Raw genomic sequence first — 23,313 nt, 5'->3', positions numbered from 1 at the left:
CCCGACGCGCGGCTTCGTGACGGCGATGCTAGGGAGCCGATGGGCGCGCGCCCATAGCACCTACGGGCACCTGCCTCAAAGGGCAGTCGGCCATGCGCACCTGGCTCAGGAAGGCCCGCAGCTGCATCGGTCGCGCCGGCTTGACGAGCACGGGCAAGCCCAGCGCTTCGGCCTGGCGCATGTGTTCGCTGCCGGCGTCGCCGGTGACCACCAGCGCGGGCAACGAGGTGCCCGCGGCGGCGCGCAGCGTGGCAATCGCATCGAGGCCGCTGGCGCCATCGGCCAGACGCAGATCGACCACCAGCGCCTCGGGCTCGAAGCCCTGGGCCAGACAGGCGAGGGCCTCGCGCTCGCCGGGCACCGCCCGCACCTCGCAACCCCACTGCCGCAACAGGCCGAGCAGCGCGTTGCGCGAATCGGCGTCGTCTTCGATCACCAGCACGCGTTGTGACGCGACGAGCGGTGGGGCCGCGGTGTCGACCGCCCGTCGCATGGCCGTGATCTGCGGCGCCGACGCCGGCGCCAGCCGCAGCGAAAAGGTGCTGCCGCGTCCCGGCACGGATTGCACCGACACCGCCAGGCCCAGCAGGTCGCTCAGCCGCTTGACCGTGGCCAGCCCGAGACCCAGCCCGAGCCGGCGGTCGCGCGCCGGGTTTCCCACCTGGTAGAACTCGTCGAAGATGCGCGGCAGGTGGTTGGCGGCGATACCGATGCCGGTGTCTTCCACGCTCAGCAAGACGTGCCCGCCCTGGGCATGCGCCCGCACGGTCACCGAACCTTCTCGCGTGTAGCGGATGGCGTTCGACACCAGGTTGCCGAGCACACGCGCGACGAGCGCACGGTCGCTGAATGCGACGAGCGGCGTGGCCGCCTGCTCGACCTGCACCACCAGGGCCAGGCCCTTCGCGCGGGCGAGCGCCTGGTAGGGCTGGCAGGCCTCGCGCACGAGAACTCGTCGACCGCGAAGGCTGCCTCCTGCGGCGCCATGTTGCCGACGTCGAGCCGGGTGATCTCCAGCAGGTCGTCGACTACATGCGTCATGCCGTCCACGCACTCGATGAGGTGGCCCGACACCTGCGCCAGCTCGGCGGTGTTGACCGGCTCGGCGCGGGCCGCCTGCGCCGAGAGCGTCTGCGCGAGCAGGCCCATCGCGTGCAGGGGCTGGCGCAGGTCATGGTTGGCGGCGGCGAAGAAGCGCGTGCGGGCCGCGCTCGCTTCTTCCGCCGCCCGGCGTGCGGCCTCGCTGCGCTCGCTCTCTTGCTGCAAGGCCGCGAGCAGTTGCGCCTGGTTGCGGCCATTGATGAGGGTGTAGACGCCGATCAGGAAACTCAGGACCGCCATCAGCACGTGGTGGCCACCGCCGATGTAGAGGTCGCGCAGCACCAGCGGCCCGAGCACACACACCACGCAGGCGGCCAGGACGCGGTAGAAGGCCGCCAGATGCACCGCCGTGCCCATCGCCACGGCGGCCAGCGTGATGTGCAGGACCGACTCGGCCTCGGGGCTGCCCGGCACGATCAGCACCACGCTGAGCAGGCCCCATTGCAGGACGTGCACCAGCGTGCTGGCCATGCCCCACAGCATCCAGCGACGCAGGCTCGTCGGGCTCGCGTGCACGGTGGCGGCCAGGCGTCGGTAGCGCAGCCCGAAGACGCGCCGCGCAATGCTCACCCCGAAGAAGAGTGACAGCCAGACGGCGAGCGCCTCGCGGGCCGGCCCGTCGACATACTGTGCGCAGGCCACCACCGCGCCGACGCTGCTCAGCACCAGCACCACCGCGTTCACGCGCATCAGCCGGTCCAGCTGCATCGGCTTCACCTCACCGGGGCCCAGCCGGAACCACTGTTCGAGCCAGCGCATCAGAGCAGCCCCGCCTCGCGCGCGCGCACCAGCAAGTGGGTGCGGTTGCTGGCCGCGAGCACCTCGAAGAGCGCCGTCACGTGCAGCTTGACGGTGCGCTCGGCGATGCCGAGTTCGCGCGCGATCTGCTTGTTCTGGCGACCCTGGGCAATGAGCGACAGCACTTCGAGCTGGCGCGCCGTGGGGCCGGCATCTGCCGAATGGCGGAGAGCGGCCGGTGTGTTGAAGTATTCGCCGCCGTCCTGCACCACCTGCAAGGCCTGCAGCAGATGCCCGATGGGCAGCGACTTGCCGAGGAAGGCCGCCGCGCCGGCGACACGCGCGCGCGCCGCCAGGGCCGGGTCTTCGTCACCGGAGATCAGCACGCGCGCCACCAGGGGATGGCGGGCGCCGAACTGCCGCAGGCCGTCGAGGCCGTTCTGTCCGCCGTCGCCGGCGAGACGGTAGTCGATCAGCACCACCTCGAGGGCCGGCCAGGCCGAGGCCAGCCCGAGCCCCTGCTCGAGGGTCAGCGCGGTCTGCACTTCGATGCCGGGTTGGGCAAGGGTGAGGGCGTGCGCAAAGCCCACGCCGAACAGCGGATGGTCGTCCACCAGCAGCAGCTTCATCGGCGAATTCTCGCCCCGGCGCCGCGCGCGCGGGCCTGCCCTTTCGGGCAGGTCTGCACGGGTTTCGGCGGTTTCAGGCCACTTCGTCGGCCAGCGGCGCCAGCCGCCCGAGGTAGCTTCGCACCCGCGCGTCGCGCGCGAGTTCGTCGAGTGACTGCGCCTGCAGGATGCGGCTGGTGCGCGTCACATCCTTGTGCACGAAGAGATAGCGTTCGCAGACTTCTTCGAGGATGTCGAGGTGCACCGTCTCCTGCGGGTGCAGGCAGAGAAACACGAGCTTGCCCTCGGCCCGCAGCTTGCGGAAGAAATCGAGCATGAAGCCGATGTAGCCGTCTTGCGTGTTGAACTGCGGCTCGTCGAAGAGGTGCACCTGGGCACGCGCACTGCCCGAGTGCTCGAGCATGAAATTGGGCCGGTTGCGGGTGAACGAGCGCACCTGGTAGCTCTGGTGGTAGTGCAGGGCCAGGCGGTCGCGCTCGCGGTAGCGCACGCGGTGGATGTCCTGCCCGGCCACCAGCACGCGGCCGGCGGTGGGCAGGTTGCCACCGGTGATGAGCTTCGAACATCGTGGTCTTGCCGGCGCCGTTGGCCCCCATCACGCCAACGATGCCGGGGCCGGCGATCTCGAAGTCGGCTTCGAGCGAGAAGGTGGTTTCGCGCTGCGGCCAGCCGCGCGTGTAGCGCTTGACCAGGCCCTCGACGCGCAGCAGCGGTGTGGCGCTCGTGTTCATCAGATCCCCAGGAGGCGGCGTTGCAGACCGGCGTCGGCCCGCAGTTCATCGGCAGGCCCGTCGTGCACCACGCGGCCATGCTTCAACACGATCACGCGATCGGCCACGCCGAGGGCGCAGGCCACGTTCTGCTCGACGAGCAGCACCGACACGCCTTCGCGCTTGAGGCGCAGCACGGTCGACATCACGTCCTGCACGACCTTTGGGGCGAGGCCCTGGCTCGGTTCGTCGAAGAGCACCAGGCCGGGTGCGCCCAGCAGGGCACGCGAGATCGCGACCATCTGCATCTCACCGCCCGAGAGGTTCTCGCATTCGCGGCCCATCAGGTATTCGAGCGCGCTGAAGATCTCGAAGCACTCCTTCTCGGTCCAGGCACGGAAGCGCGTCTTCTTGCGTGCGATGGCCAGGTTGCGCGCCACCGTGAGCGTGGGGAAGATGCGCCGGTCGTCGGGCACCCAGCCGATGCCCTGGGCGGCGATCTCGTGCGTGGCGCGGCGTGTCACGTCCTGCCCGTCGAAGGTGATGCGTCCCTTGCGCGCGGGCGTGAGCCCGAGGATGGAGCGCAGCGTGGTGGTCTTGCCAGCACCGTTGGGGCCGAGCAGCGCCACCACCTCGCCGGGCATCACCTGCAGCGACACGCCGAAGAGCGCCTGCGTCTCGCCGTAGAAGGTCTCGATGCCGTCGATCGACAGCCGTGCGTCGTGGGCCATCGACGGCTTCAGCACCGCGCTCATGCCGCGGCTCCCAGGCCGGAACGCTGCACCCACGGGTTCTCGCGCAGCGCCGCGGGCGTGCCCTCGGCGATCACCTGGCCCCAGTGGATGACCGAGATGCGGTCGGCGAGGCGGAAGAGGAAGTCCATGTCGTGTTCGATGACGACCAGCGTGAGCTGGCGCTTGAGTTCGGCCACCAGGTCGGCGAGGCGCGCGGTGCCCTCGCTGCCGAGGCCGGCGGTGGGTTCGTCGAGGAAGAGCAGGCGCGGGCGGGTGGCGAGCGCCACGCCGATCTCGAGCGCACGCCGTTCGCCGTACGAGAGGCTTTTCGCGGGCACACGCTCCTTGCCGGCCAGGCCCACCCGCGCCAGGATCTCGGCGGCCTCGCCCTGCAGCGCGCTGTTGCGGCCAAGGTCGCGCCACAGGTTGAGGCTTGTGCGTCGCACCTGGGGCAGCGCGATCAGCACGTTGCCGAGTGCCGTCTCCTCGTCGAAGAGGTTCATGATCTGGAACGAGCGCGAGGCCCCGCGCGAGGCGATCTCGCGCGGCGACTGGCCGGTGATGTCGACCCCGCCGAACGTGACCGTGCCGCGGTCGGGCTTGTGGCGCCCGGTGAGCACGTGAAAGCAGGTGGTCTTGCCGGCGCCGTTGGGGCCCATGATGCCGTGCAGCCGGCCCTCCTCGAACGAGAGCGAGATGTTTTCCAGCACCACCTGGTCGCCGAAGCGCTTGTGCAACTGAGAGGCTTCGAAGAGGGCCATGCTCAGGCCTCCTTCGGTTGTGCGGCGACGGCCGGGGCAGGCGGCGGGTGCTTCGCCACCTTCGCACGCCAGCGTTGCCAGGCCCCCGCCACACCTTCGGGCTGGAACAGCACCATCAGCATGAAGACGAGGCCATACCAGAGCAGCCAGGTCTCGGTGTAGGCGCCGAGCAGGTCGCGGGCAAGGATGAAGACGAGCGCGCCGATCACCGGCCCCCAGAAGCTCACCAGGCCGCCGCCGATCAGCACCATCATCACGACGAAGCCCGAGTTGTGCAGGCTCATCACGTTGGGGTAGGCCGACTGCTGCGCCATCGCGAAGAGCGCGCCCGCCAGGCCCGCCACGCAGCTCGACAGCACGAAGGCCAGCCATTTGTGGCGCCACACCGCGTGGCCGACGAAGGCGGCACGCATCTCGTTCTGCTTGATCGCGTGCAGCACCCGCCCGAAGGGCGAATGCTTGAGGCGCCACAGCGCCACCAGCACCAGGGCGAAGAGCACCAGCGCGAAATAGAAGAAGGCCTCGTTGCTGCGCAGGTCGACCGACCAGCCGAAAAGCTCGAGCGGCGGGCGCTTGATGTTGAGCAGGCCGTCTTCGCCGCCGGTCACGCCATGCAGCTTGATCGCCGCGAACCACGCCACCTGCCCGAAGGCGATGGTCAGCAGCGCGTAATAAATGCCGCGCTTGTGCGAGATGAAGGCGGCCACCAGCATGCCCGCGAGCGCGGCCGCCAGCACTGCGCCGATCAAGGCCCCGAACAAACCCGCATCGGCACGCTGCTGCATCAGGCCAAACGCATACGCACCGATGCCGAAGTAGGCCCCGTGCCCGAACGAGGGCAAACCCCCTGGCCCAGCAATAGGTTGTGGCCCAGCGCGAACATCATCCAGATCATGATCTCGAGCGCGAGGTACTGATAAAGGCCGACCTGCGTGAGCCACAGCGGCGTGCTGGCGAGCACGGCCACGGTGAACACCATCGGGGCGGTGATGAGTGGGGCGGGGCGGTCGGTGGAGGTCATCGGAGAGCGGTCATCGGCTGCAGCACAGGGCAAAACAGAACAAGCGCTGCGAAACAAACACTGGACATGATGGAATGTATGTTCTATTCTTTGTTCATGCAAGAACGTTTGTTCTAAGCGTTTGTTCTAGCCCCAGCCTCACGCACCCATGCCCGCTGCCCTCCATTACGACGAGCTGAAAGAAGCCATCTCGCGCGCCTACCCGGGCCTGCCCAAGCAGCTGCAGCTGATCGCGCGCTTCGCCCTCGACAAACCCAACGAACTCGCACTCGGCACCGTGGCCGCGGTGGCCGACGCGGCCGGCGTGAACCCCTCCGCGCTGATCCGCTTCGCCAACGCATTGGAGTTTGGCGGGTTCTCCGAGATGCAGCAGGTGTTTCGCGACCACCTCATCGCCCGTTCGGCCAGCTACCGCGAGCGCATCGACCAGCTGCGCCAGGGCGGCCAGCCGCGCGGCAACGGCGTGCTGCACCAGTTCGTCGGCGAGGCGGTGGCCGAGACTTCGGCTACCTGGAAGAAAACGTCGCCGAGGCCGAACTGACACGCGCCGCACGGCTCATCGCCGGTGCCAGCCGCGTGCACGTGCTGGCGCAGCGGCGTGCGTTCCCGGTGGCCTCGTACCTCGCGTATGCGCTCAGCCAGCTCGAACTCAAGACCTACCTGCTCGACGGCGTGGGCGGCATGCTCGCCAACTCGCTCGCCAACATCGAGCGCGACGACGTGCTGCTCGTGGCGAGCTTCCACAGCTACTCGCAGGAGGTGGTCGACGCCGCCGCCGCGGCGCATGCGCACAAGGTACCGGTGGTCGCCATCACCGACAGCGCGCTGTCGCCGCTCAAGCCCTCGGCCAACGTGTGCTTCGAGCTGAGCGTGGGCGCCGAGCGCGCCTTCCGCTCGCTGGTGGCGCCGCTGTGCCTGGCGCAGGCCCTGGTGGTGAGCACCGGCCATGCGCTGAGCGAGGCCCCTTCCAAAAGCAGCGCACCCGCGAAACGCCGCACCGCCGCCAAATCCAACGGAGCCCGTTGATGCCCTCGAATCGCGCACTGGACCTGATCTGCATGGGCCGTGCCGCCGTCGACCTGTACGGCGAGCAGCTCGGCGGCCGACTGGAAGACGTGCAGACCTTTGCCAAGTACCTCGGCGGCTCGCCGGCCAACACTTCGGTGGGCGCTGCGCGCCTGGGCCTGAAGGCGGCGATGCTGACGCGCGTGGGCGACGAGCACAACGGCCGCTTCGTGCGCGAAGCCCTCGCGGCCGAGGGGGTGGACGTGTCGCAGGTGCGCACCGACCCGCGCCGGCTCACTGCGCTCGTGTTCCTCGGCATCCGCGACCGCGACACCTTCCCGCTCGTGTTCTACCGCGAGCAATGCGCCGACATGGCCTTGTCGACCGCCGACATCGACCCGGCCTTCATCGCCTCGGCCGATACGCTGCTCATTTCGGGCACGCACCTCTCGCAAGCGCAGACCTTCGACGCCTGCCTCTCGGCGATGCAGGCCGCACGCGCGGCCGGCACGCGCGTCGCGCTCGACATCGACTACCGCCCGGTGCTGTGGGGCCTGACCACCCCGGGGCTGGGCGAGCAGCGCTACGTCGCGTCCGACACCGTCAGCGCGCACCTGCAGAAAGTACTGCCCTTGTGCGACCTGATCGTCGGCACCGAGGAAGAGGTGCACATCGCTGGCGGCAGCGACGACAGCCTCACCGCGCTGCGCCGCATCCGCGAGCTGAGCCATGCGCTCATCGTGATGAAGCGTGGGCCGATGGGCTGCGTGGCGTTCGAGGGGCCGATTCCTGCCCGCCTCGACGACGGCGTGGTCGGCCCGGGTTTCCCGGTCGAGGTGTTCAACGTGCTCGGCGCAGGCGATGCGTTCATGGCCGGCCTGTTGCGCGGCTGGGTGCGCCGCGAGCCGATCGCGCAGGCGCTGCGCTACGCCAACGCCTGCGGGGCGATCGTGGTGTCACGCCACGGCTGTGCGCCGGCCATGGCGAGCTGGGAAGAGCTCGCCCACTTCATCCACCACGGCTCGCCGACGAAGCGCCTGCGCGAAGACGGGCTGCTCACCCACCTGCACCGCGCCACCACCCGCAGCCGCCACTGGTCGACGCTCGCGGTGCTGGCCTTCGACCACCGCGCGCAATTGGAAGAGCTGGCCGCCCGCCACGGCGCCGCCGTCGAGCGTGTGGCCGATTTCAAGCACCTGGTCGCCCGCGCCGCGCAGCAGGGCTACGCTGCCGCGAAACGCGAGGTCGGCTCAGACGAGCGTTTCCCGCAGCCCGGCGTCATCGTCGATGGCCGCCACGGCGAGACGGTGCTGCCGCTCGTGACCGGTGCCGGCGGGTGGGTCGCGCGGCCGGTCGAACAACCGGGCTCGCGCCCGCTGCGCTTCGAAGACGGCTGCAACGTCGGCCTCGCGCTGCGCACCTGGCCGGGCGAGCAGGTGGTGAAGTGCCTGGTGTCCTACCACCCCGACGACGAACGCTCGCTGCGCGACGAGCAGCTGCAGAGCATCGTGTCGCTGGCCGAGGCCTGCCAGGCCACCGACCACGAGCTGCTGCTGGAGCTGATCCCGCCGCGCGGCACCGCCTGCGGCGATGACACGCTGGCCCGCGCGATGCGCCAGGTCTACGCCATGGGCGTGCGCCCCGACTGGTGGAAGCTCGCCCCGCCGCTCGGCCGAAGCGAGTGGGACGAGATCAGCGCCGCGATCCACGAGCACGACCCGCACTGCCGCGGCGTGTTGCTGCTCGGCCTGGAGGCGAGTGTCGACCACCTCGCGCAAGGTTTCCGCGCGGCCGCCGGCCAGCCGCTGTGCAAGGGCTTCGCCGTCGGCCGCTCGCTGTTTGCCGACGCCGCCGCGGCCTGGTTCGCCGGGCAGCTGGACGACGGCGGCGTCATCACGCAGGTGGCCGAGCGCTACCACCACCTGATCCAGCTGTGGTGCCAGGCGCAGCAAGAACAACTGTCCAGGAGTCCCGCATGACCTCGTCCCCCGCCTCCATCGGTTTCATCGGCCTCGGCATGATGGGCCACGGCATCGCCAAGAACCTCTTGAAGAAGGGCCACCCGCTGCGCTTCAAGGCGCACCGCAACCGTAGCACGCTGCAGGACCTGCTCGACGCCGGCGCCGTGGAAGTCGACACCCGCGCCGCGCTCGCCCAGGCCGACATCGTGATCCTCTGCGTGACCGGCTCGCCCCAGGTGGAAGAGATCGTCTACGGCGCCGACGGCCTGCTGGCCGCCGCACGCCCCGGCCTGATTGTGGTCGACACGTCGACCGCCGAGCCCGCCTCGTCGACGCGCATCCGCCACGACTTCGCAGCCAAAGGCACGAAGTTCATCGACGCCCCGCTGGCCCGCACGCCGAAGGAGGCCGAGGAAGGGCGCCTCAACACGATGGTGGGCGCCGCCGACGCCGACTTCGAAACCCTGCGCCCGGTGTTTGCCGCCTTCTGCGAAAACATCATCCACGTCGGCCCGCCCGGGCATGGCCATGTGCTCAAGCTCGTCAACAACATGCTGGCGATGAGCATGGCCGCCTCCATCGCCGAAGCGATGGCCGCCGCCGCCAAGGCCGGGCTCTCGTTGCAGAAGGTGTTCGACGTGGTGTCGGCCGGCGGCGTGAACTCGGGCATCTTCCAGATGATGGTGGGCCGCGCGCTGCAGGGCGACCTCACCGGCCTCAAGTTCGCCATCGGCAACGCGCAGAAAGACCTGCGCTACTACACCCACCTCACCGAGACGCTGCCCACCGTGAGCTTCATGGCCGAGGCGGCGCACCAGACCTTCGTTCAGGCCGCCAACCTCGGCTACGGCGACAAGTTCATCGCCTCGCTGCTGGAGGTGCAGGAGAAGGTGTCCGACGTGAAGTTCGTTCCCCGCTGAACCCCACCCTTGCACGAGCGGGGACCACCCCGCCGTGCGCATCCCACACGTACCGCTGGGTACCCGCACTGGAGACAACCATGAGCGACGACAAGACCTTGAACGACATCGTCCGGCCCGCCGGGCTGGCACAGCCCTCGCGCCGCAGCCTGATCAAGAAAAGCTCGGCGCTGGCGCTCGCCGGCGCCACGCCCTTCTTCGGCCCCTGGGCACACAACCGCGTGTGGGCCCAATCGGCCAGCACCAAGCCCATCACCATCGGCTTGACGATGGACGCTTCCGGCCAGTATGGCGCGAGCGGCGGCGAAGAGCGCCTGGGCGCGATGATGGCCATCAAGGAGTTCAACGACAAGGGCGGCGTGCTGGGCCGGCGCATCGAGGCGCTGCACATGGACACCGAGACCACGCCCGCCAGCGGCTCGCGCATCGCCGAGCGCATGATCACCCGCAACGAGGTGGCCTTCCTGGTCGGCGCGCTGCACTCGGGCGTGGCCAACGCCATTTCTCAGGTGGCGCAGAAGTACGGCTGCATCTTCCTCAACACCAACTCCAGCTCGCCCACCGAGGCCGGCAAGGACTGCCACCGGGTGAAGTTCGTGTGGGACGGCAACGGCACCAACTTTGCCCATGCGATCGTGAAGAACGCGATCAAGGTCAACGGCAAGAACTGGGTGCTGCTGACCAACGACTACGTCTGGGGCCGCAACACGTCGGCCGCCACGCGGGCGATCGTCGAGGCCAACGGCGGCAAGATCGTCGAAGAGTTGCTGGTGCCGCAGAACACGCGCGACTTCTCGTCGTACCTGTTGAAGCTGCAGCAGCTCAAGCCCAACGCCGTGGCCACCGCCATCGGCGGCGACGACATCAAGTCGCTGCGCCAGCAGGTGGTGCAGCTCAACCTGCACAAGAGCATGGCCTGGATCAACAACCAGCAGGACTGGCCCGATGTCTACGGCCTCGGGCCGGAGGCCATCTTCGGCGTCTTCGGTACCAGCTGGTACTACCGGCTCGACCTGCCCGGCGTGAAGGAGTTCGTGGCGGCCTACCAGAAGCAGTACCCCGGGATGGCGATCAAGGTGCCCGGCAACGTCTATCACAACAGCTACATGGCCACGCGCGAGCTGCTGCGCTGCGTGGAAGAAGCGGGCACGACCAACAACATCGCGGTCATCAAGAAACTCGAAGGCCGACGGATGAGCGCCCGCGACCGCCTGCAGCACTACGACGCCTGGATGGACCCGGTGACGCACCAATGCCAGCAGACCATCTACATGGCGAGCTACAACGACGCACCGGCCGAGCGCGACGACATCTTCAAGATCCTCACCTGGGCCGACCCCAAGGACGTGCAGGACCAGGATGCGCCCAAGACGTGCAAGCTCGAGTCCTACGACGCCACGCCCAGCTACCAGCAGTGACGGGTGCCGCGCGATGGATCTGCTGCCTCATCTGGTCAACGGCCTGTCGCTGGGCTTGCTGCTGGCGCTGATCGCGCTCGGCTTCATGCTCATCGTCGGCGTCATGGAGACCATCAACCTCGCGCACGGCTCGCTCTTCGCGCTGGGCATGTACGCGGCACTCTTCCTGCTCGCACCCAAGCTCGGCTGGTTCCCCGAGGCGCAGGCGGCGTACATGAGCCTGCCGCTCGGCACCCGCTATGCGATCGCGCTCTTCTTCGCGCCCATCCTTGTCGGCCTCTTCGGGCTGCTGCTCGAGCTGTGCCTGCGCCGCACCTACGGGCGTGACCCGCTCTACGGGCTCCTGCTCACCTTCGGCGCGGCGCTCGTGATCGAAGAACTCATCCGGCTGACCTGGGGTTCCAACGAGCAGCAGATGCCGCTGCCGCAGGCGATCTCGGGTGCCTTCCTGATGGGCGACATCATCTACTCTCGCTACCGCGTGTTCGCAAGCGCCTTCGCGATCATCGCGATCTTTGCGCTGTGGCTCTTCCTGGAAAAGACACCCTACGGCGCCATCATCAAGGCGGGCGCGCACGACAGCGAGATGGTGCGGGCGCTCGGCATCCACCTCGGCCGGCTTCGCTCGGCGGTATTTGCGCTCGGCGTGGCACTCGCAGCCATTGCGGGCGTCGTGATGGCGCCCATCTGGGGCATCCGACCGCACGTGGGCGTTGACGCGGTGGTGCCGGCCTTCCTCATCATCGTGCTCGGTGGCGTGGGCTCGCTGTGGGGCGCGGTCATCGCGGGCCTCCTGGTCGGGCTGATCGTCGGCGTCACCGGGGCCTATGCCTCCGAGTGGTCGCTGATGTCCATGTACCTGCTTTTCATCGCGGTGGTCACCTTCCGCTCGCGCGGTCTCTTCGGCAAGAAAAGCGTCCTCGACACATGACACCTCTCCCCCTTCGCCACAAGATCGCCCTCGTCACCGGGGCCGGCGGCACCATGGGCCGCGCGGTCGTGGCCGCGCTCATCGAAGACGGCTGCCGCGTGGCGCTCGTCGACGTCAACGAAGCCTCGCTCGCACCGCTCGTCGCCACCTACGGCGGAGCGGTGCTGGCCGTGCCCTGCGACATCAGCGACATCCACGCGGTGCGCGCGGCGCACGCCTTGGTGGAGCAACGCCTCGGCGGCATCGACATCCTGGTCAACAACGCCGGCATCCTGTCCAACAACAAGATCGAGGCGACGAGCGACACCGAATGGCGCCGCGTGCTGGGCGCCAATCTCGACGGCGCGATGTACTGGGCGCAGGCGGTGGTGCCGGGCATGAAGAGCCGCCGCTTCGGCCGCATCATCAACACGAGTTCGCTCGCGGCCAAGACCGGCGGCCTCACCGCCGGCACCGCCTATTCAGTGAGCAAGGGCGCGATGAGTGCGCTGACCTTCTCGCTGGCACGCGAGCTGGCCCCCTTCGGCGTGACGGCCAACGGCGTCGCCCCCGCGTACGTAAAAACGCCCATGATCACCGAGCAGCTCACCGAAGCGCAGCGGCAAGAGCTCCTGAAGCAGATCCCGGTCGGCCGCTTCTGCGAGCCCGAGGAATTCGCGCATGCGGTGCGCTTCCTGGCTTCACCGCTGGCCGGCTTCATCACCGGCGAGATCCTCGACCTCAACGGTGGCCTCTTGATGGACTGATGCGATGAGCGATTTGCTTCCCCACACCTTGACCGGCCTCTTCGACCTGAAAGGCCGCGTGGCCTACGTGCCGGGCGGCTACGGCGGCATCGGCGAAGCCGTCGCCTGGGGCCTGGCGCTGGCCGGCGCACGGGTGGCGGTTTCCGGCCGCAGCGCCGACAAGGCGCAGGCCCTCGCCGCCAGGATGCGCGACGCCGGCCTCGACGCCTTCGGCCTCGCGATGGACGCGCACTCGGTCGGCGACATCCGCAGCTCGGTCGACACCGTCGCGGCGCACTTCGGTGCGCTCGATGTGCTCGTCAACTGCGTCGGCATCCAACGCGAAGAAAAACTCGCCGAGGTGACCGAAGAAGCCTTCGACGAGGTGGTGCAGGTCAACCTGAAGGCCGCGATGTTTCTCGCGCAAGCGGTGGCGAAGCACCAGATCGCAGGCGTTGCTGCAGGCCGTATGGCCGGGCGACAGGTGCACATGCTGTCGGTGCGCTCGCAGCTCGGCTTGCGCAAGCGCGGCTACTCGGCCTATTGCGCGACCAAGGGCGCCCTCGTGATGCTGGTGAAGCAGCATGCGATGGAGCTGGCAGAGCACGGCATCACGGTGAATGGGGTGGCGCCGACCGTCGTGCGCAGCGAGATGGCGCGGCATTGGCTCGACAACCCGGAGACGTATCGGCAAGTCACCGAGCGCATTCCGCTGGGGCGTGTCGGGGATCCGCCGGATGTTGTGGGGCCGACGCTTTTCTTCTGTTCGCCGGCTGCGGCGTTCGTGACGGGGCAGGTGCTGTATCTGGATGGGGGGATCACTGCCAGTCAGTGACTCTTTCGTCGGAGCGGCGCCAAGGGGCTGGGGTGAACAAATCCCTACGTGTCCCCCGCCCAATCACCACTCCCGTGGTGATTGGGCTCCTCCTTTACCTCCGGGATTTGCTCACCCCAGCCCCTTGGCGCGAAAGGCCGTGCCCCGCTAGAAATCGTGCACCGGCCGTGCGTCTCCCGCGAGGAGGGCTTGGGGATGCGGATTCCGTAGGTAAAGGAAGGAATTGATGAACGCGGGAGCGTTCATCAAGGAGGGACACGGAGGAATCCGCATCCCCAAGCCCTCCTCGCCGCTCCGATTCAAGAACGCTTGGCCGCGAACGAAACAAACCAAGGCACGCAATCCGCGTTCGCCATCGCATCGAGCTTGAACACCTGCTCGGCCGGCGTGCCCATCAGCAGCTTCTTCACCGGCAACTCCATCTTCTTGCCCGAGAGCGTGCGCGGAATCGCGCTCACCTGGAAGATCTCGTTCGGCACATGCCGCGCCGAAAGCGCCGTCTTGATCGCATCACGCAATCGCTTGTCGAGCGCCGCATCGAGCGTCACACCTTCGCGCAACACGACGAAGAGCGGCATGTAGCTCTCGCGGCCGAGGTATTCGAGGTCGACCACCAGGCTGTCGAGCACTTCGGGTTGGGCCTCCACCGCGCGGTACAGCTCCGAGGTGCCCATGCGGATGCCGTGGCGGTTGATGGTGGCGTCGCTGCGGCCGTAGATGATGGAGCCGCCGTTCGGGAGGATGCGGATCCAGTCGCCGTGGCGCCAGACGCCGGGGTACATGTCGAAGTAGCTGTCGTGGTAGCGCTGGTTGCCTGGGTCGTTCCAGAAGTAGAGCGGCATCGAGGGCATGGGCTTGGCGCAGACGAGTTCGCCCACTTCGTCGATCAGGGGCTCGCCTTGTTCGTTCCACGCTTCAACAGCGGCCCCAAGACAGCGGCATTGCATCTCACCCTCGACCACCGGCAGCGTGGGCAGCCCGGCGATGAAGGCGCCAGCGAAGTCGGTGCCGCCCGAGAGTGAGGTGAGCCAGATCTTCTCGCCGCCCACTTTGGGCAGGCGGTCGTAGACCCAGCGGTAGCAATCGCTCGCGAGTGGCGAGCCGGTGGAGCCGATCGCACGCAGGCGTGAGAGGTCGGCCACGTCCATTGGATGCACGTCGGCCTTGAGGCAGCTCGCGTAGAACGCGGCACCGGCACCGAAGAAGGTCACCTTGGCGTCTGCCGCAAAGCGCCAGAGCGTCGTCCAGTCCGGCGACTTGCTCTTGCCGCCGGGGTTGCCGTCGTAAAGGCAGAGGGTGGTGCCGAAGAGCAGGCCGCTCACCTGGCAGTTCCACATGATCCAGCCGGTGGCGCTGTACCAGTGGAAACGGTCACCCGTCTCGACGGTCGGGCCGAGGTTGTTGTGCAGGCGGCCCATCTTCAGCGCTTCGAGCACCACGCCGCCGTGGCCGTGCACGATGGGCTTGGGCAGGCCGGTGGTGCCGCTGGAATAGACGATCCACAACGGGTGGTCGAACGCGACCCAGCGCGGTGAGAGCGTGGCGTCGTCGGCGGTCAGCGTGTCGAAGTCGTGCACCTGGCGCGTGGCGCTGGCCAGGCGTTCCGTCGACGCGGCTTCATCGAGGTAGCGCCACAGCACCACATGCTGCACGCTCGGCAGGTCGGCGAGCAGGCCTTCGAGCACTGGCAGGCGGTCGTGCGCCGTGCCGCCGTACACATAGCCGTCGCAGGCGATCAGCACCTTGGGCTCAATCTGGCGGAAGCGGTCGAGCACGGCCACCGGCCCCATGTCGGGCGAGCACACCGACCACACGGCGCCGAGGCTCGCCACCGCGAGAAACGCCACCGCGGCCTGCGGTGTGTTGGGCAGGATGGCGACGACACGGTCGCCGGCTTCGACACCGAGGCGCTGCAGATGCGCCGCGAGCGAGGCCACCTGCCGGCGCAGCTCGGGCCAGCTCACCTCCTGCAGCTCACCGCGTTCGCGCATGCGCTCGTTCTGGAACACGATCGCTGGATGGCCGGCCGCATGCGCGGCATCGGCGTGGCGAAACACCTGCTGCACGTAGTTGAGCTGCGCGCCGGGGAACCACTGCGCGCCGGGCATCTTCTCTTCCACCAGCACGGTGCTGCGCGGGGTGGGCGATTGCAGGTCGAAGTAGTCCCACACCGCCGACCAGAACGCGTCGAGGTCGCTCACCGACCAGCGCCACATCGCGTCGTAGCCCTCGGTCGTGGTGGCGTCGAAGTGCAGGCCGCGCGCATTGGCGAGCCAGCGGGTGAAGCGGGTGATCTGCGGCTCGGGAACGGTGCTCATGCGTCAGGGCTTCTTCAGTTTTTCGGTGTCGATGTCGACGTACTGCCACCAGTCGAGCCAGAAGGCCGGCCGGCGATAGCCCACGAGCGACGCATCGCTCAGGTCGGTGAGGATGCGGTGCACGCCGATGCGGTAGGGCATGTAGGCGACGATGAGCTTGGTGGCGTCGTCGAAGAGCGCGAGGCGTTCGGGCCCGTCGGGCAGCGCCTTCATGCGCTCGTAGATCGCATCGAAGGCCTTGAGCTGGAAGCGCGCCAGGTTGCCCTTGCCGGTGGACGGGCCATAGTCGCGCTCGAGCGCACCCTGGCCGTCGGGAGAAGCCGCCGACGAGCCCACGCGCCAGGTCACGAACTGCCCCGCACGCGCCGACTTCAGGTTTTCGGGCCACTGCGCGACCTTGAGCACCAGGCGCAGCCCGAGCGCGTCCATGTCTTTCTTGAAGAAGCTCGTCGAGCTGGCGGCTGCTGGCGTCGGACTGCGTGAGCATCTCGATCACGAGCGGCGAGCCGTCGGGCCGTTCGCGCCAGCCGTCGCCGTTCTTGTCGACGAAGCCGTAGAGGTCGAGCAGCGCCTTCGCACGCGCCGGGTTGTACTCGCTCATCTCGGTGCGCCGCTCGGCCGAATAGCCGGTGGTGAAGGGCGTCATCATCGATTGCGCCCGGATGGCCTGGCCGCGGCGCACGAGCTGGATCTCTCGGTCGACGTTGTTGCCAAGCGCAATGGCCCGGCGCAGCGCCACCTGCTGCGGCGTGTAGCCGCCGACGACCGGGTTCTCCATGTTGAAGACGAGCAGGGTCACGTCGGACCCCGGCGCGCGGTGCGCCTGCACGCCGCGCTTGGCCAGGTGGGGCGCGAGCTTGCCGCCGGGCAGGGCCTGGTCGATGAACTCGTTGGGCACACGCTCGATGAAGGTCTGCTCGCCATTGAGGAAGGACAGCCAGCGTGGCTGCGACTGCTCGATGATCGACAGCTCGACCCGGTCGATCATCGGCAAGCGCCGGCCCTTGAAGCGCTGCAGCAGCGCCTGGCCTTGTGCATCGTCGGCGTTGGGCTCGGCGTCGTAGAGGTCTTCGCGGTAGTTGGGGTTGCGCTCGAGCACGATCTGCGAGCTGCGGCGCCAGGTGACCAGGCGGAACGGGCCGGTGCCCACCGGGTGCTCCATCACCTTGTCGCCATAACGCTCGACCACCTCGCGCGCCACCGCGGCGCCGCCCACGTCGCGCCCGCTCCAGACGGAGTAGAGGTGCCGCGGGCGCGACTCGCGCAGCTTCACGCGGAAGGTGTAGCGGCCGAGCACCTTGAGGCCTTCGACCTCGCGGTCGTAGTCGAAGGGCTTGCCGGTCTTGAGCGCCTCGTCGCGCAGCGCCTGCAGGCCGATGATGCCTTCGTCTTCCAGCGACTGCTGGCCCGGCGACTTGAGCTTCGGGTCGTAGACGCGCTTGACCGAATACACGTAGTCGGCGGCCACCAGCTCGCGCTTCTTGCCGTTGAAGGCCGGGTCGTCGGCGAAGTAGATGCCCGGCTTGATGCGAAAGACGAAGGTCTTGTAGTCGTCGCTGATCTCGGGCATGGCCACGGCCGTCGACGGCTTGAGCTTGTAGGGCCGCGCGAGGTGGTCGTAGGCGAGGGGAGCCTCGAAGATGTGGGCGGTGACGATGCGCGAGTAGATGTCGCTGATCTGCGCCGGGTCGAAGCCGGTTTCGGCCACGGGGAAGGCGTAGCGCAGCACCTTGGGCGGCACGGCCGCCGTGGGTGTTTGAGCGGCCACGCCGCTCGCGAGCAGCGCCGCGCCGGCCAGCCAAGCAGCCACCACCAGGCGCTTCATCGGCGCGCCTCCTGCTGGCGCGCCACGTCGATGTCGATCCATTTCCAGAACTCGCGGACAAAGTTGTTGCGGTGATAGCCGATCACCCACGGGTGCGACAGGTCGCTGAAGATGCGGTGCACATGGAACTTGTAGGGCGCGTAGGCGACGATCAGGCGCTGTGCCTCGTCCATCGCGGCCTGTCGCTCAGGGCCGTTGGGCAGGCGCTTCTGCAGCGCGAAGGCGCGGTTGTAGGCCGGCAGGTCGAAGCGCGACTTGTTCGACTGGCCCTTGCTGTTGCCGTCGCCGAGCGCGAGGAAGGTCTCGCCGTCGGGGGCCCCGGCCGACCAGCCCACGCCCCACATCATCAGCTTGCCGCTCGACGAGGCCTTGAGGTTCTCGGGCCAGGCGGCGACCTTGAAGGCGACGCGCACCTGGATCGCGTCCATGCTCTTCTTCCACAGCTCGGCGCCCTGGCGCGACGACTGGTCGGGCTGGGTCGCGTATTCGAGCACCAGCGGGCGGCCGTCGGGCAGGTCGCGCCAGCCGTCGCCGTCGCGGTCGACATAGCCGTAGAGGTCGAGCAGGGCCTTGGCGCGTGCGGGGTCGTGGTCGCTCATCTCGGTCTTGAGCGTGGGGTTGTGGCCCCAGGTGCTGGGCGAGATGGGGCCTTGCGAGGGCACCGCCTGGTTCTTGCGCAACAGTCGGATCTCTTTTTCCAGGTCGATCGCGAGCGACACCGCACGGCGCAGCGCCACCTTCTCCGGCGTGTAGCCGCCCACCACCGGGTCTTCCATGTTGAAGTACGACAGCGTCACGTCGGCGCGTGGGTAGCGCACGAGGGTGATGTCGCGCTTCTTCAGGTTCGGTGCGAGTTCGTTGCGGGGCATTGCGATGTCGGAAAAATCGTTCGGCACTTCCCACAGGATGTCGTGCTCGCCGTTGAGGAAGGCGAGCCAACGCGGCTGGTTCTCGGCGACGATGTCGATCTCGATGCGGTCGATCATCGGCAGGCGCCGGCCCTTGAGCTTCGCGACCGCCGCCTGCGCGATGGGGTCGCCAGCAGGCGCCTCTTCGTCGTAGACCTCTTCGCGGTAGGCGGGGTTCTTCTCGAGCACGATCTTCGAGGCGCGCCGCCAGCTGCTGAGCTTGTAGGGCCCGGTGCCCACCGGGTGCTCCATGATCTTGTCGCCATAGGCGTCGACCACCTCGCGCGCCACCGCGCCCCAGGCCGAGCCATCGGTGAATTCGAGCAGCAGGCGAGGGCGCGGCTCGGCGGTCTTCACCTGGAAGGTGTAGCGGTCGATCACCTTCAGGCCCTCGACCTCGCGCGCGTAGTCGAAGGGGGTCTTGTTCTTCAGCGCCTCGTTGCGCAGCTCGGTCAGGCCGACGATCTTTGCGTTGTCGAGGATGTAGAAGTTGGGGCTCTTCCAGCGCGGGTCGGCATGGCGCTTCCAGGCGTAGACATAGTCGGCGGCCACCAGCTCGCGCCGCTGTCCCTTGAAGGCGGCGTCGTCGGCGAAGTAGATGCCGGGCTTCAGCCTGAAGGTGAAGGTCTTGAAATCGGCGCTGACCTCGGGCATCGACGCCACCGTGTTGGCCCGGTAGCGGAACGGTCGCGCGAGGAATTCATACTGCAGCGGCGCTTCGAAGATGTTGGCCGCGATGGTGCGCGAATACAGGTCGGAGATCTGCGCCGGATCGAAACCGGTCTCGGCCACGCGGAACGAATAGCGCAGCACCTTGGGGGTGGCGTCGCCTTGTGCCCGCGCGGCGGGCGCCACAAGCACGACGAGCGCCATCAGGGCGGCACCGAGGCCACGCGTCATCGATCGGTCTCCTTGGAAGATTCGCGCCAAAGTCTAAGGTGGATGGACCGCACGGCGGCACGCAAGTTGCGTTGCCAGCGCTCGGGATTGCCCCGGGCAAACGCGGGGCGATTCCCGCGCAGACCTGCTTAGACTCGCGCTCGCACCGACTCAAGCCCACACGACGCCTCCACCACACATGGCCGCCTACGTCATCCGCCGCCTGCTGCAGATGATCCCCACGCTGCTCGGGGTCTTGCTGCTGGTCTTCTTCCTCTTCAAGGCGGTGGGCGACGACCCGGCCGTGATCCTCGGCGGCCTGAACGCCAGCAACGCGCAGATCGAGGCCATCCGGCAGCAACTCGGCCTCGACCAGCCCTGGTACGTGCAGCTCTGGATCTACCTGAAGGGCGTGGTCACCTTCAACTGGGGCAACAGCTGGGCCACCAACGAGGCGGTAAGCAACATCTTCGCCACACGCCTGCCGGCCACGCTGACGGTGATGGTGCCGATCCTCCTGCTCGACGTGCTGCTGGCCATCCCGATCGCGATGTGGGTGGCCTACCGGCGCGGCTCGCTGGCCGACCGCACGGCGATGGTGATCACGACCGTGGCGCTGTCGATCTCGTTTCTCGTCTACATCATCGTCGGCCAGTACGTGTTTGCCTTCCAGCTCGGCTGGTTCCCGGTGCAGGGCTGGAGCGACTCGGTGCTCACCAACCTCACGACCTACGTGCCGCTGCCGGCGCTGCTCGCGGTGATGGTGGGCGTGGCGCCGCAGCTGCGGCTGTACCGCAGCTTCTTCCTCGACGAACTGGGGCACGACTACGTGCGCACCGCCCGCGCCAAGGGCATGACCGAGAAGACGGTGCTCTTCCACCACGTGCTGCGCAACGCGATGATCCCCATCCTCACCAACGTGGCGCTGATGCTGCCGGGGGTCTTCGTCGGCTCGTTCCTGATCGAAGTGTTCTTCTCCATCCCCGGGCTCGGGCGCGAGATCATCCTGGCGGTGAACCGCGGCGACTACCCGGTGATCCAGTCGGTGGCGATCTACCTCGGCGTGCTGACGATGCTGATCAACCTGCTGGCCGACATCCTCTACAAGCTGGTCGATCCGCGGGTGGTCCTCAAATGAGCGCGGTCGTCGCCAATGGTGCGGTGCTGTCGGTGGCCTCCGACGGCGTGTGGGTCGCGGCCTGGAAGCGGCTGCGCGCCGACCGGGTGGGCCTCGCCTCGATGGTGGTCGTGCTGGGCTTCCTGCTGCTCATCGTGCTCACCGCGAGCGGCGTGGTGGCGGGCAACTGGCAGGCCGAAGTGGGCGTGGCCAACGCGCGGCCCACCTTCATGGGCCCGGCGCCCAAGGTCGAGTCGACCGCCATCGCGGTGCCCCAGGGCCCGAACATCGACCTCTCCGACGTGGACCCGCTGGCCCCGCGCTACAGGGAATGGGCCGAACGAGCGGCCCAGCTGCGCTCGGCCGACACCGTGAAGGCCGAGACGCTGCCCTTCGGCGGCGACCGGCTCGGCCGCGACGTGCTCGCCAAGGCGGCCAAGGGCACGCAGACCTCGGTGGTGGTGGGCCTGGTGGGCGCGGTGATCGCCGCGCTGATCGGCACCGTGCTGGGCGCGCTGGCCGGCTTCTTCGGGCGGCGCATCGGCGACTTTCTCGAGTGGCTCTACAGCGTCTTCACCGCGATGCCCGACATCCTGCTGCTGCTCGTCTTCGCGGTGGTCTTCGGCCGCGGCATCGGCAGCGTGGCGATCATCCTCGCGCTGGTCGGCTGGACCGGCGTGTACCGCCAGGTGCGCGCCGAGTTCATGAAGCATTCGGCGCGGGAGTACGTGCGCGCGGCCGAAGCGATCGGCGCGTCGACCACCTCGCGCATGTTCCGCCACATCCTGCCCAACGTGAGCCATGTGGTGCTGGTGCGCATGTCGCTCCTGGTGGTGGGCTTCATCAAGTTCGAGGTGATCCTGTCGTACCTGGGCCTGGGCGTCGGCGTCGACGACGTGTCGTGGGGCACGATGCTGCAGGAGGCGCAGAACGAGCTGATCCTCGGGCAGTGGTGGCAGCTGGTCGCCGCGACCGCGTTCATGGCGGTGTTCGTCACGGCGTTCTCGCTCTTCACCGATGCGCTGCGCGATGCACTCGACCCCAAACTGCGAGGCCTCGAATGAGCGCTCTGCTGTCGCTTCAGAACCTGCGCGTGTCCTTCCGCACCGGCAAGGCCGATGGCGTGGTGCAACGCTTCCAGGCGGTCGGCCGGGGCGACGAGGGCGTGAGTTTTGACATTCCTGAGAACACCACCGTGGCCCTCGTCGGCGAGTCGGGCTCGGGCAAGAGCGTGACCGCGATGTCGGTGCTCAACCTGCTGCCCGACAACGCCGAGCGTCAGGGCGCCATCACCTTCCAGGGCCGCGACCTGCTCGCCGCCACGCTGCCCGAGCTGCAGGCCCTGCGCGGCCGCGAGATCGCCTGCGTGTTCCAGGACCCGATGAGCTCGCTCAACCCGGTGTTCACCGTCGGCCACCAGCTGTGCGAGCCGCTCGTCAAGCACCTCGGCCTCAGCCCGCGCCAGGCGGTCACCCGCGCCGAAGCGCTGCTCCACGAAGTGGGCCTGCCCGAGCCGAAACGCCGCCTGTCCGCGTATCCGCATGAACTCTCGGGCGGCCAACAGCAGCGCGTGATGATCGCGATGGCCATCGCCTGCGAGCCCAAGCTGCTGATCGCCGACGAGCCGACCACCGCGCTCGACGTGACGATCCAGCGCCAGATCCTCGACGTGCTGGCGCGGCTCAAGCAGCAGCACCGCATGAGCATGCTCTTCATCAGCCACGACCTCGGCGTGGTGGGCGAGATCGCCGACCAGGTGGTGGTGATGCGCGGCGGCACCGTGCGCGAGCAGGGTGCGGTGGCGCGGGTGTTCGCCGCGCCGCAAGACCCCTACACGCAGGCGCTGCTCGCCTGCCGCCCGACGCTCGCCCACCGCGGTGCGCGCCTGGCCACCATCGACGACCACATCGCCGGTGTGGCGCCCAGGCTGGCCGCCCCGCCGAAGGACCCGAACGCGCCGGTGGTGATCCAAGCCACCGCGCTGCGCAAGAGCTACTGGCTGCGCCGGGGCATCTTCGGCCGGCGCGAGTTCCAGGCGGTGAAGGGTGCGAGCTTCACGCTGCGCCGCGGCCACACGCTCGGGGTGGTCGGCGAATCGGGCTCGGGCAAGACGACGATGGGCCTCGCGCTCCTGCGCCTGCACGACCCCAACGGAGGCCCGACCGGCGGGCAGGTGATGTTCGACGGGCGCGAGCTGCTCGGCCTGCCGCGCAGCGAGCTGCTTCCGATGCGCCGTCGCATCCAGGTCGTGTTCCAGAACCCGTATGCCTCGCTCAACCCGCGCTTCACCATCGGGCAGACGCTGGTCGAGCCGATGCGCATCCATGGCCTCGGCGCGAGCGATGCCGAGCGCCAGGACAAGGCGCGCAAGCTCGTCGCCAAGGTCGGGCTCGACGAAGCCACGCTGCACAAGTACCCGCACGAGTTCTCGGGCGGGCAGCGCCAGCGCATCGCCATCGCGCGCTGCCTCACGCTCGACCCCGAGGTGCTGGTGCTCGACGAGGCGGTGAGCGCGCTCGACGTGTCGGTGCAGGCCCAGGTGCTCAACCTGCTCAAGGACCTGCAGGACGAACTCGGCCTGGCCTATGTCTTCATCAGCCACGACCTCGCGGTGGTGCGCTTCATGGCCGACGAGGTGCTGGTGATGAAGGATGGTGAGGTGGTCGAGCAGGCGAGCGTGGCGCAGATCCTCGACGCTCCGCAGCAGGACTACACCCGCCGCCTGCTGGCCGCCGTGCCGCGCGGGCTGGCACCCGGCGCCGCGGCCGCCTGATCCG

General features: G+C 68.4%; 22 protein-coding genes and 1 pseudogene. 11 read left to right on the top strand and 12 right to left on the bottom strand.

All coding sequences use genetic code 11. The features are described 5' to 3' along the window. Positions 1-28: 28 nt before the first annotated feature. The 8 genes from LRS03_RS18355 to LRS03_RS18320 form a co-directional block, all read right to left on the bottom strand. A complete protein-coding gene (locus LRS03_RS18355) occupies positions 29-808 on the bottom strand; it encodes an ATP-binding protein (RefSeq protein ID WP_257827269.1) in 780 nt (259 codons plus the stop codon). After that, positions 769-1,860 (bottom strand): histidine kinase dimerization/phospho-acceptor domain-containing protein, encoded by a 1,092-nt coding sequence (locus LRS03_RS18350; RefSeq protein ID WP_257827267.1) that lies wholly within the window; start codon positions 1,858-1,860, stop codon positions 769-771. The genes LRS03_RS18355 and LRS03_RS18350 overlap by 40 nt, the downstream gene beginning before the upstream one ends. Beyond that, positions 1,860-2,468: a response regulator transcription factor gene (locus tag LRS03_RS18345; protein WP_257827266.1), complete on the bottom strand. Its 609-nt coding sequence runs from the start codon at positions 2,466-2,468 to the stop codon at positions 1,860-1,862. The genes LRS03_RS18350 and LRS03_RS18345 overlap by 1 nt, the downstream gene beginning before the upstream one ends. 73 nt (positions 2,469-2,541) lie before the next feature. After that, positions 2,542-2,988 (bottom strand): P-loop NTPase family protein, encoded by a 447-nt coding sequence (locus LRS03_RS18340; RefSeq protein WP_257827265.1) that lies wholly within the window; start codon positions 2,986-2,988, stop codon positions 2,542-2,544. A 210-nt stretch (positions 2,989-3,198) separates the two neighbouring features. Beyond that, positions 3,199-3,933, bottom strand: coding sequence for an ABC transporter ATP-binding protein (locus LRS03_RS18335; RefSeq protein WP_257827264.1), 735 nt, complete (start codon positions 3,931-3,933; stop codon positions 3,199-3,201). After that, complete coding sequence (locus LRS03_RS18330; RefSeq protein ID WP_257827263.1) at positions 3,930-4,673, bottom strand: ABC transporter ATP-binding protein; 744 nt, start codon at positions 4,671-4,673, stop codon at positions 3,930-3,932. Before LRS03_RS18330 ends, LRS03_RS18335 begins: the two co-directional genes overlap by 4 nt. Before the next feature lie 2 nt (positions 4,674-4,675). Beyond that, positions 4,676-5,515 carry a branched-chain amino acid ABC transporter permease gene (locus tag LRS03_RS18325; RefSeq protein ID WP_257827262.1) on the bottom strand — a complete coding sequence of 280 codons (840 nt, stop codon included), beginning with the start codon at positions 5,513-5,515 and terminating at the stop codon, positions 4,676-4,678. Beyond that, on the bottom strand, positions 5,458-5,694 hold the full coding sequence (locus LRS03_RS18320; RefSeq protein WP_257827261.1) for a hypothetical protein: 237 nt from the start codon (positions 5,692-5,694) through the stop codon (positions 5,458-5,460). The genes LRS03_RS18325 and LRS03_RS18320 overlap by 58 nt, the downstream gene beginning before the upstream one ends. Before the next feature lie 148 nt (positions 5,695-5,842). Here LRS03_RS18320 and LRS03_RS18315 point away from each other — a divergent pair, with 148 nt between their 5' ends. The 8 genes from LRS03_RS18315 to LRS03_RS18280 all read left to right on the top strand — a co-directional run bounded on the left by LRS03_RS18315 (position 5,843) and on the right by LRS03_RS18280 (position 13,489). Beyond that, entirely contained in the window at positions 5,843-6,235 is a 393-nt protein-coding gene (locus LRS03_RS18315; protein WP_257827259.1) for a MurR/RpiR family transcriptional regulator, read from the top strand. A 35-nt stretch (positions 6,236-6,270) separates the two neighbouring features. Further along, positions 6,271-6,720 (top strand): MurR/RpiR family transcriptional regulator, encoded by a 450-nt coding sequence (locus tag LRS03_RS18310; protein WP_257827257.1) that lies wholly within the window; start codon positions 6,271-6,273, stop codon positions 6,718-6,720. Then, a complete protein-coding gene (locus tag LRS03_RS18305; protein WP_257827255.1) occupies positions 6,720-8,678 on the top strand; it encodes a bifunctional 5-dehydro-2-deoxygluconokinase/5-dehydro-2-deoxyphosphogluconate aldolase in 1,959 nt (652 codons plus the stop codon). The genes LRS03_RS18310 and LRS03_RS18305 overlap by 1 nt, the downstream gene beginning before the upstream one ends. After that, a complete protein-coding gene (locus LRS03_RS18300) occupies positions 8,675-9,580 on the top strand; it encodes an NAD(P)-dependent oxidoreductase (RefSeq protein ID WP_257827254.1) in 906 nt (301 codons plus the stop codon). The genes LRS03_RS18305 and LRS03_RS18300 overlap by 4 nt, the downstream gene beginning before the upstream one ends. An 80-nt stretch (positions 9,581-9,660) precedes the next feature. Continuing rightward, positions 9,661-10,998 (top strand): ABC transporter substrate-binding protein, encoded by a 1,338-nt coding sequence (locus tag LRS03_RS18295; protein ID WP_257827253.1) that lies wholly within the window; start codon positions 9,661-9,663, stop codon positions 10,996-10,998. Between the two features lie 13 nt (positions 10,999-11,011). Next, a complete protein-coding gene (locus LRS03_RS18290; RefSeq protein ID WP_257827252.1) occupies positions 11,012-11,929 on the top strand; it encodes a branched-chain amino acid ABC transporter permease in 918 nt (305 codons plus the stop codon). Beyond that, positions 11,926-12,675 carry an SDR family NAD(P)-dependent oxidoreductase gene (locus LRS03_RS18285; protein WP_257827250.1) on the top strand — a complete coding sequence of 250 codons (750 nt, stop codon included), beginning with the start codon at positions 11,926-11,928 and terminating at the stop codon, positions 12,673-12,675. Before LRS03_RS18290 ends, LRS03_RS18285 begins: the two co-directional genes overlap by 4 nt. A gap of 4 nt (positions 12,676-12,679) precedes the next feature. Beyond that, entirely contained in the window at positions 12,680-13,489 is an 810-nt protein-coding gene (locus LRS03_RS18280) for an SDR family NAD(P)-dependent oxidoreductase (RefSeq protein ID WP_257827247.1), read from the top strand. A 299-nt stretch (positions 13,490-13,788) separates the two neighbouring features. On the opposite strand, the gene LRS03_RS18275 is transcribed toward LRS03_RS18280, so the two are convergent. The 4 genes and pseudogenes from LRS03_RS18275 to LRS03_RS18260 form a co-directional block, all read right to left on the bottom strand. Then, a complete protein-coding gene (locus LRS03_RS18275) occupies positions 13,789-15,807 on the bottom strand; it encodes an acetoacetate--CoA ligase (RefSeq protein WP_257827244.1) in 2,019 nt (672 codons plus the stop codon). Between the two features lie 3 nt (positions 15,808-15,810). Next, on the bottom strand, positions 15,811-16,236 hold the full coding sequence (locus LRS03_RS18270) for a periplasmic substrate-binding domain-containing protein (protein WP_257829713.1): 426 nt from the start codon (positions 16,234-16,236) through the stop codon (positions 15,811-15,813). A 64-nt stretch (positions 16,237-16,300) separates the two neighbouring features. Further along, positions 16,301-17,377: pseudogene (locus LRS03_RS18265) on the bottom strand (ABC transporter substrate-binding protein); the annotation flags it as partial. Between the two features lie 251 nt (positions 17,378-17,628). Continuing rightward, a complete protein-coding gene (locus tag LRS03_RS18260; protein WP_257827242.1) occupies positions 17,629-19,440 on the bottom strand; it encodes an ABC transporter substrate-binding protein in 1,812 nt (603 codons plus the stop codon). A 178-nt stretch (positions 19,441-19,618) separates the two neighbouring features. On the opposite strand from LRS03_RS18260, the gene LRS03_RS18255 reads away from it, so the two are divergent. The 3 genes from LRS03_RS18255 to LRS03_RS18245 are packed head-to-tail and all read left to right on the top strand — an operon-like array spanning position 19,619 to position 23,309. After that, the gene (locus LRS03_RS18255; protein WP_257827240.1) at positions 19,619-20,557 is read left to right on the top strand and encodes an ABC transporter permease; all 939 of its coding nucleotides are present in this window, start codon (positions 19,619-19,621) and stop codon (positions 20,555-20,557) included. After that, positions 20,554-21,600: an ABC transporter permease gene (locus tag LRS03_RS18250; protein ID WP_257827238.1), complete on the top strand. Its 1,047-nt coding sequence runs from the start codon at positions 20,554-20,556 to the stop codon at positions 21,598-21,600. The genes LRS03_RS18255 and LRS03_RS18250 overlap by 4 nt, the downstream gene beginning before the upstream one ends. Then, positions 21,597-23,309 carry an ABC transporter ATP-binding protein gene (locus tag LRS03_RS18245; protein WP_257827236.1) on the top strand — a complete coding sequence of 571 codons (1,713 nt, stop codon included), beginning with the start codon at positions 21,597-21,599 and terminating at the stop codon, positions 23,307-23,309. The genes LRS03_RS18250 and LRS03_RS18245 overlap by 4 nt, the downstream gene beginning before the upstream one ends. Positions 23,310-23,313 lie beyond the last annotated feature (4 nt).

The sequence above is a fragment of the Rhizobacter sp. J219 genome, from assembly GCF_024700055.1.
In the GTDB taxonomy this organism is placed as follows: Bacteria; Pseudomonadota; Gammaproteobacteria; order Burkholderiales; family Burkholderiaceae_C; genus Rhizobacter.
The sequence above is the reverse complement of the archived record's forward strand: the minus strand, read 5'-3'. Positions and strand labels throughout refer to the sequence as shown.

What these genes read in the sequence shown, in the direction of transcription:
- LRS03_RS18275 (WP_257827244.1), bottom strand. Translation starts at nt 15,807, where the DNA reads ATGAGCACCGTTCCCGAGCCGCAGATCACCCGCTTCACCCGCTGGCTC.
- LRS03_RS18255 (WP_257827240.1), top strand. Translation starts at nt 19,619, where the DNA reads ATGGCCGCCTACGTCATCCGCCGCCTGCTGCAGATGATCCCCACGCTG.
- LRS03_RS18270 (WP_257829713.1), bottom strand. Translation starts at nt 16,236, where the DNA reads ATGGACGCGCTCGGGCTGCGCCTGGTGCTCAAGGTCGCGCAGTGGCCC.
- LRS03_RS18320 (WP_257827261.1), bottom strand. Translation starts at nt 5,694, where the DNA reads ATGACCTCCACCGACCGCCCCGCCCCACTCATCACCGCCCCGATGGTG.
- LRS03_RS18260 (WP_257827242.1), bottom strand. Translation starts at nt 19,440, where the DNA reads ATGACGCGTGGCCTCGGTGCCGCCCTGATGGCGCTCGTCGTGCTTGTG.
- LRS03_RS18250 (WP_257827238.1), top strand. Translation starts at nt 20,554, where the DNA reads ATGAGCGCGGTCGTCGCCAATGGTGCGGTGCTGTCGGTGGCCTCCGAC.
- LRS03_RS18290 (WP_257827252.1), top strand. Translation starts at nt 11,012, where the DNA reads ATGGATCTGCTGCCTCATCTGGTCAACGGCCTGTCGCTGGGCTTGCTG.
- LRS03_RS18335 (WP_257827264.1), bottom strand. Translation starts at nt 3,933, where the DNA reads ATGAGCGCGGTGCTGAAGCCGTCGATGGCCCACGACGCACGGCTGTCG.
- LRS03_RS18305 (WP_257827255.1), top strand. Translation starts at nt 6,720, where the DNA reads ATGCCCTCGAATCGCGCACTGGACCTGATCTGCATGGGCCGTGCCGCC.
- LRS03_RS18295 (WP_257827253.1), top strand. Translation starts at nt 9,661, where the DNA reads ATGAGCGACGACAAGACCTTGAACGACATCGTCCGGCCCGCCGGGCTG.
- LRS03_RS18345 (WP_257827266.1), bottom strand. Translation starts at nt 2,468, where the DNA reads ATGAAGCTGCTGCTGGTGGACGACCATCCGCTGTTCGGCGTGGGCTTT.
- LRS03_RS18285 (WP_257827250.1), top strand. Translation starts at nt 11,926, where the DNA reads ATGACACCTCTCCCCCTTCGCCACAAGATCGCCCTCGTCACCGGGGCC.
- LRS03_RS18350 (WP_257827267.1), bottom strand. Translation starts at nt 1,860, where the DNA reads ATGCGCTGGCTCGAACAGTGGTTCCGGCTGGGCCCCGGTGAGGTGAAG.
- LRS03_RS18280 (WP_257827247.1), top strand. Translation starts at nt 12,680, where the DNA reads ATGAGCGATTTGCTTCCCCACACCTTGACCGGCCTCTTCGACCTGAAA.
- LRS03_RS18315 (WP_257827259.1), top strand. Translation starts at nt 5,843, where the DNA reads ATGCCCGCTGCCCTCCATTACGACGAGCTGAAAGAAGCCATCTCGCGC.
- LRS03_RS18330 (WP_257827263.1), bottom strand. Translation starts at nt 4,673, where the DNA reads ATGGCCCTCTTCGAAGCCTCTCAGTTGCACAAGCGCTTCGGCGACCAG.
- LRS03_RS18300 (WP_257827254.1), top strand. Translation starts at nt 8,675, where the DNA reads ATGACCTCGTCCCCCGCCTCCATCGGTTTCATCGGCCTCGGCATGATG.
- LRS03_RS18245 (WP_257827236.1), top strand. Translation starts at nt 21,597, where the DNA reads ATGAGCGCTCTGCTGTCGCTTCAGAACCTGCGCGTGTCCTTCCGCACC.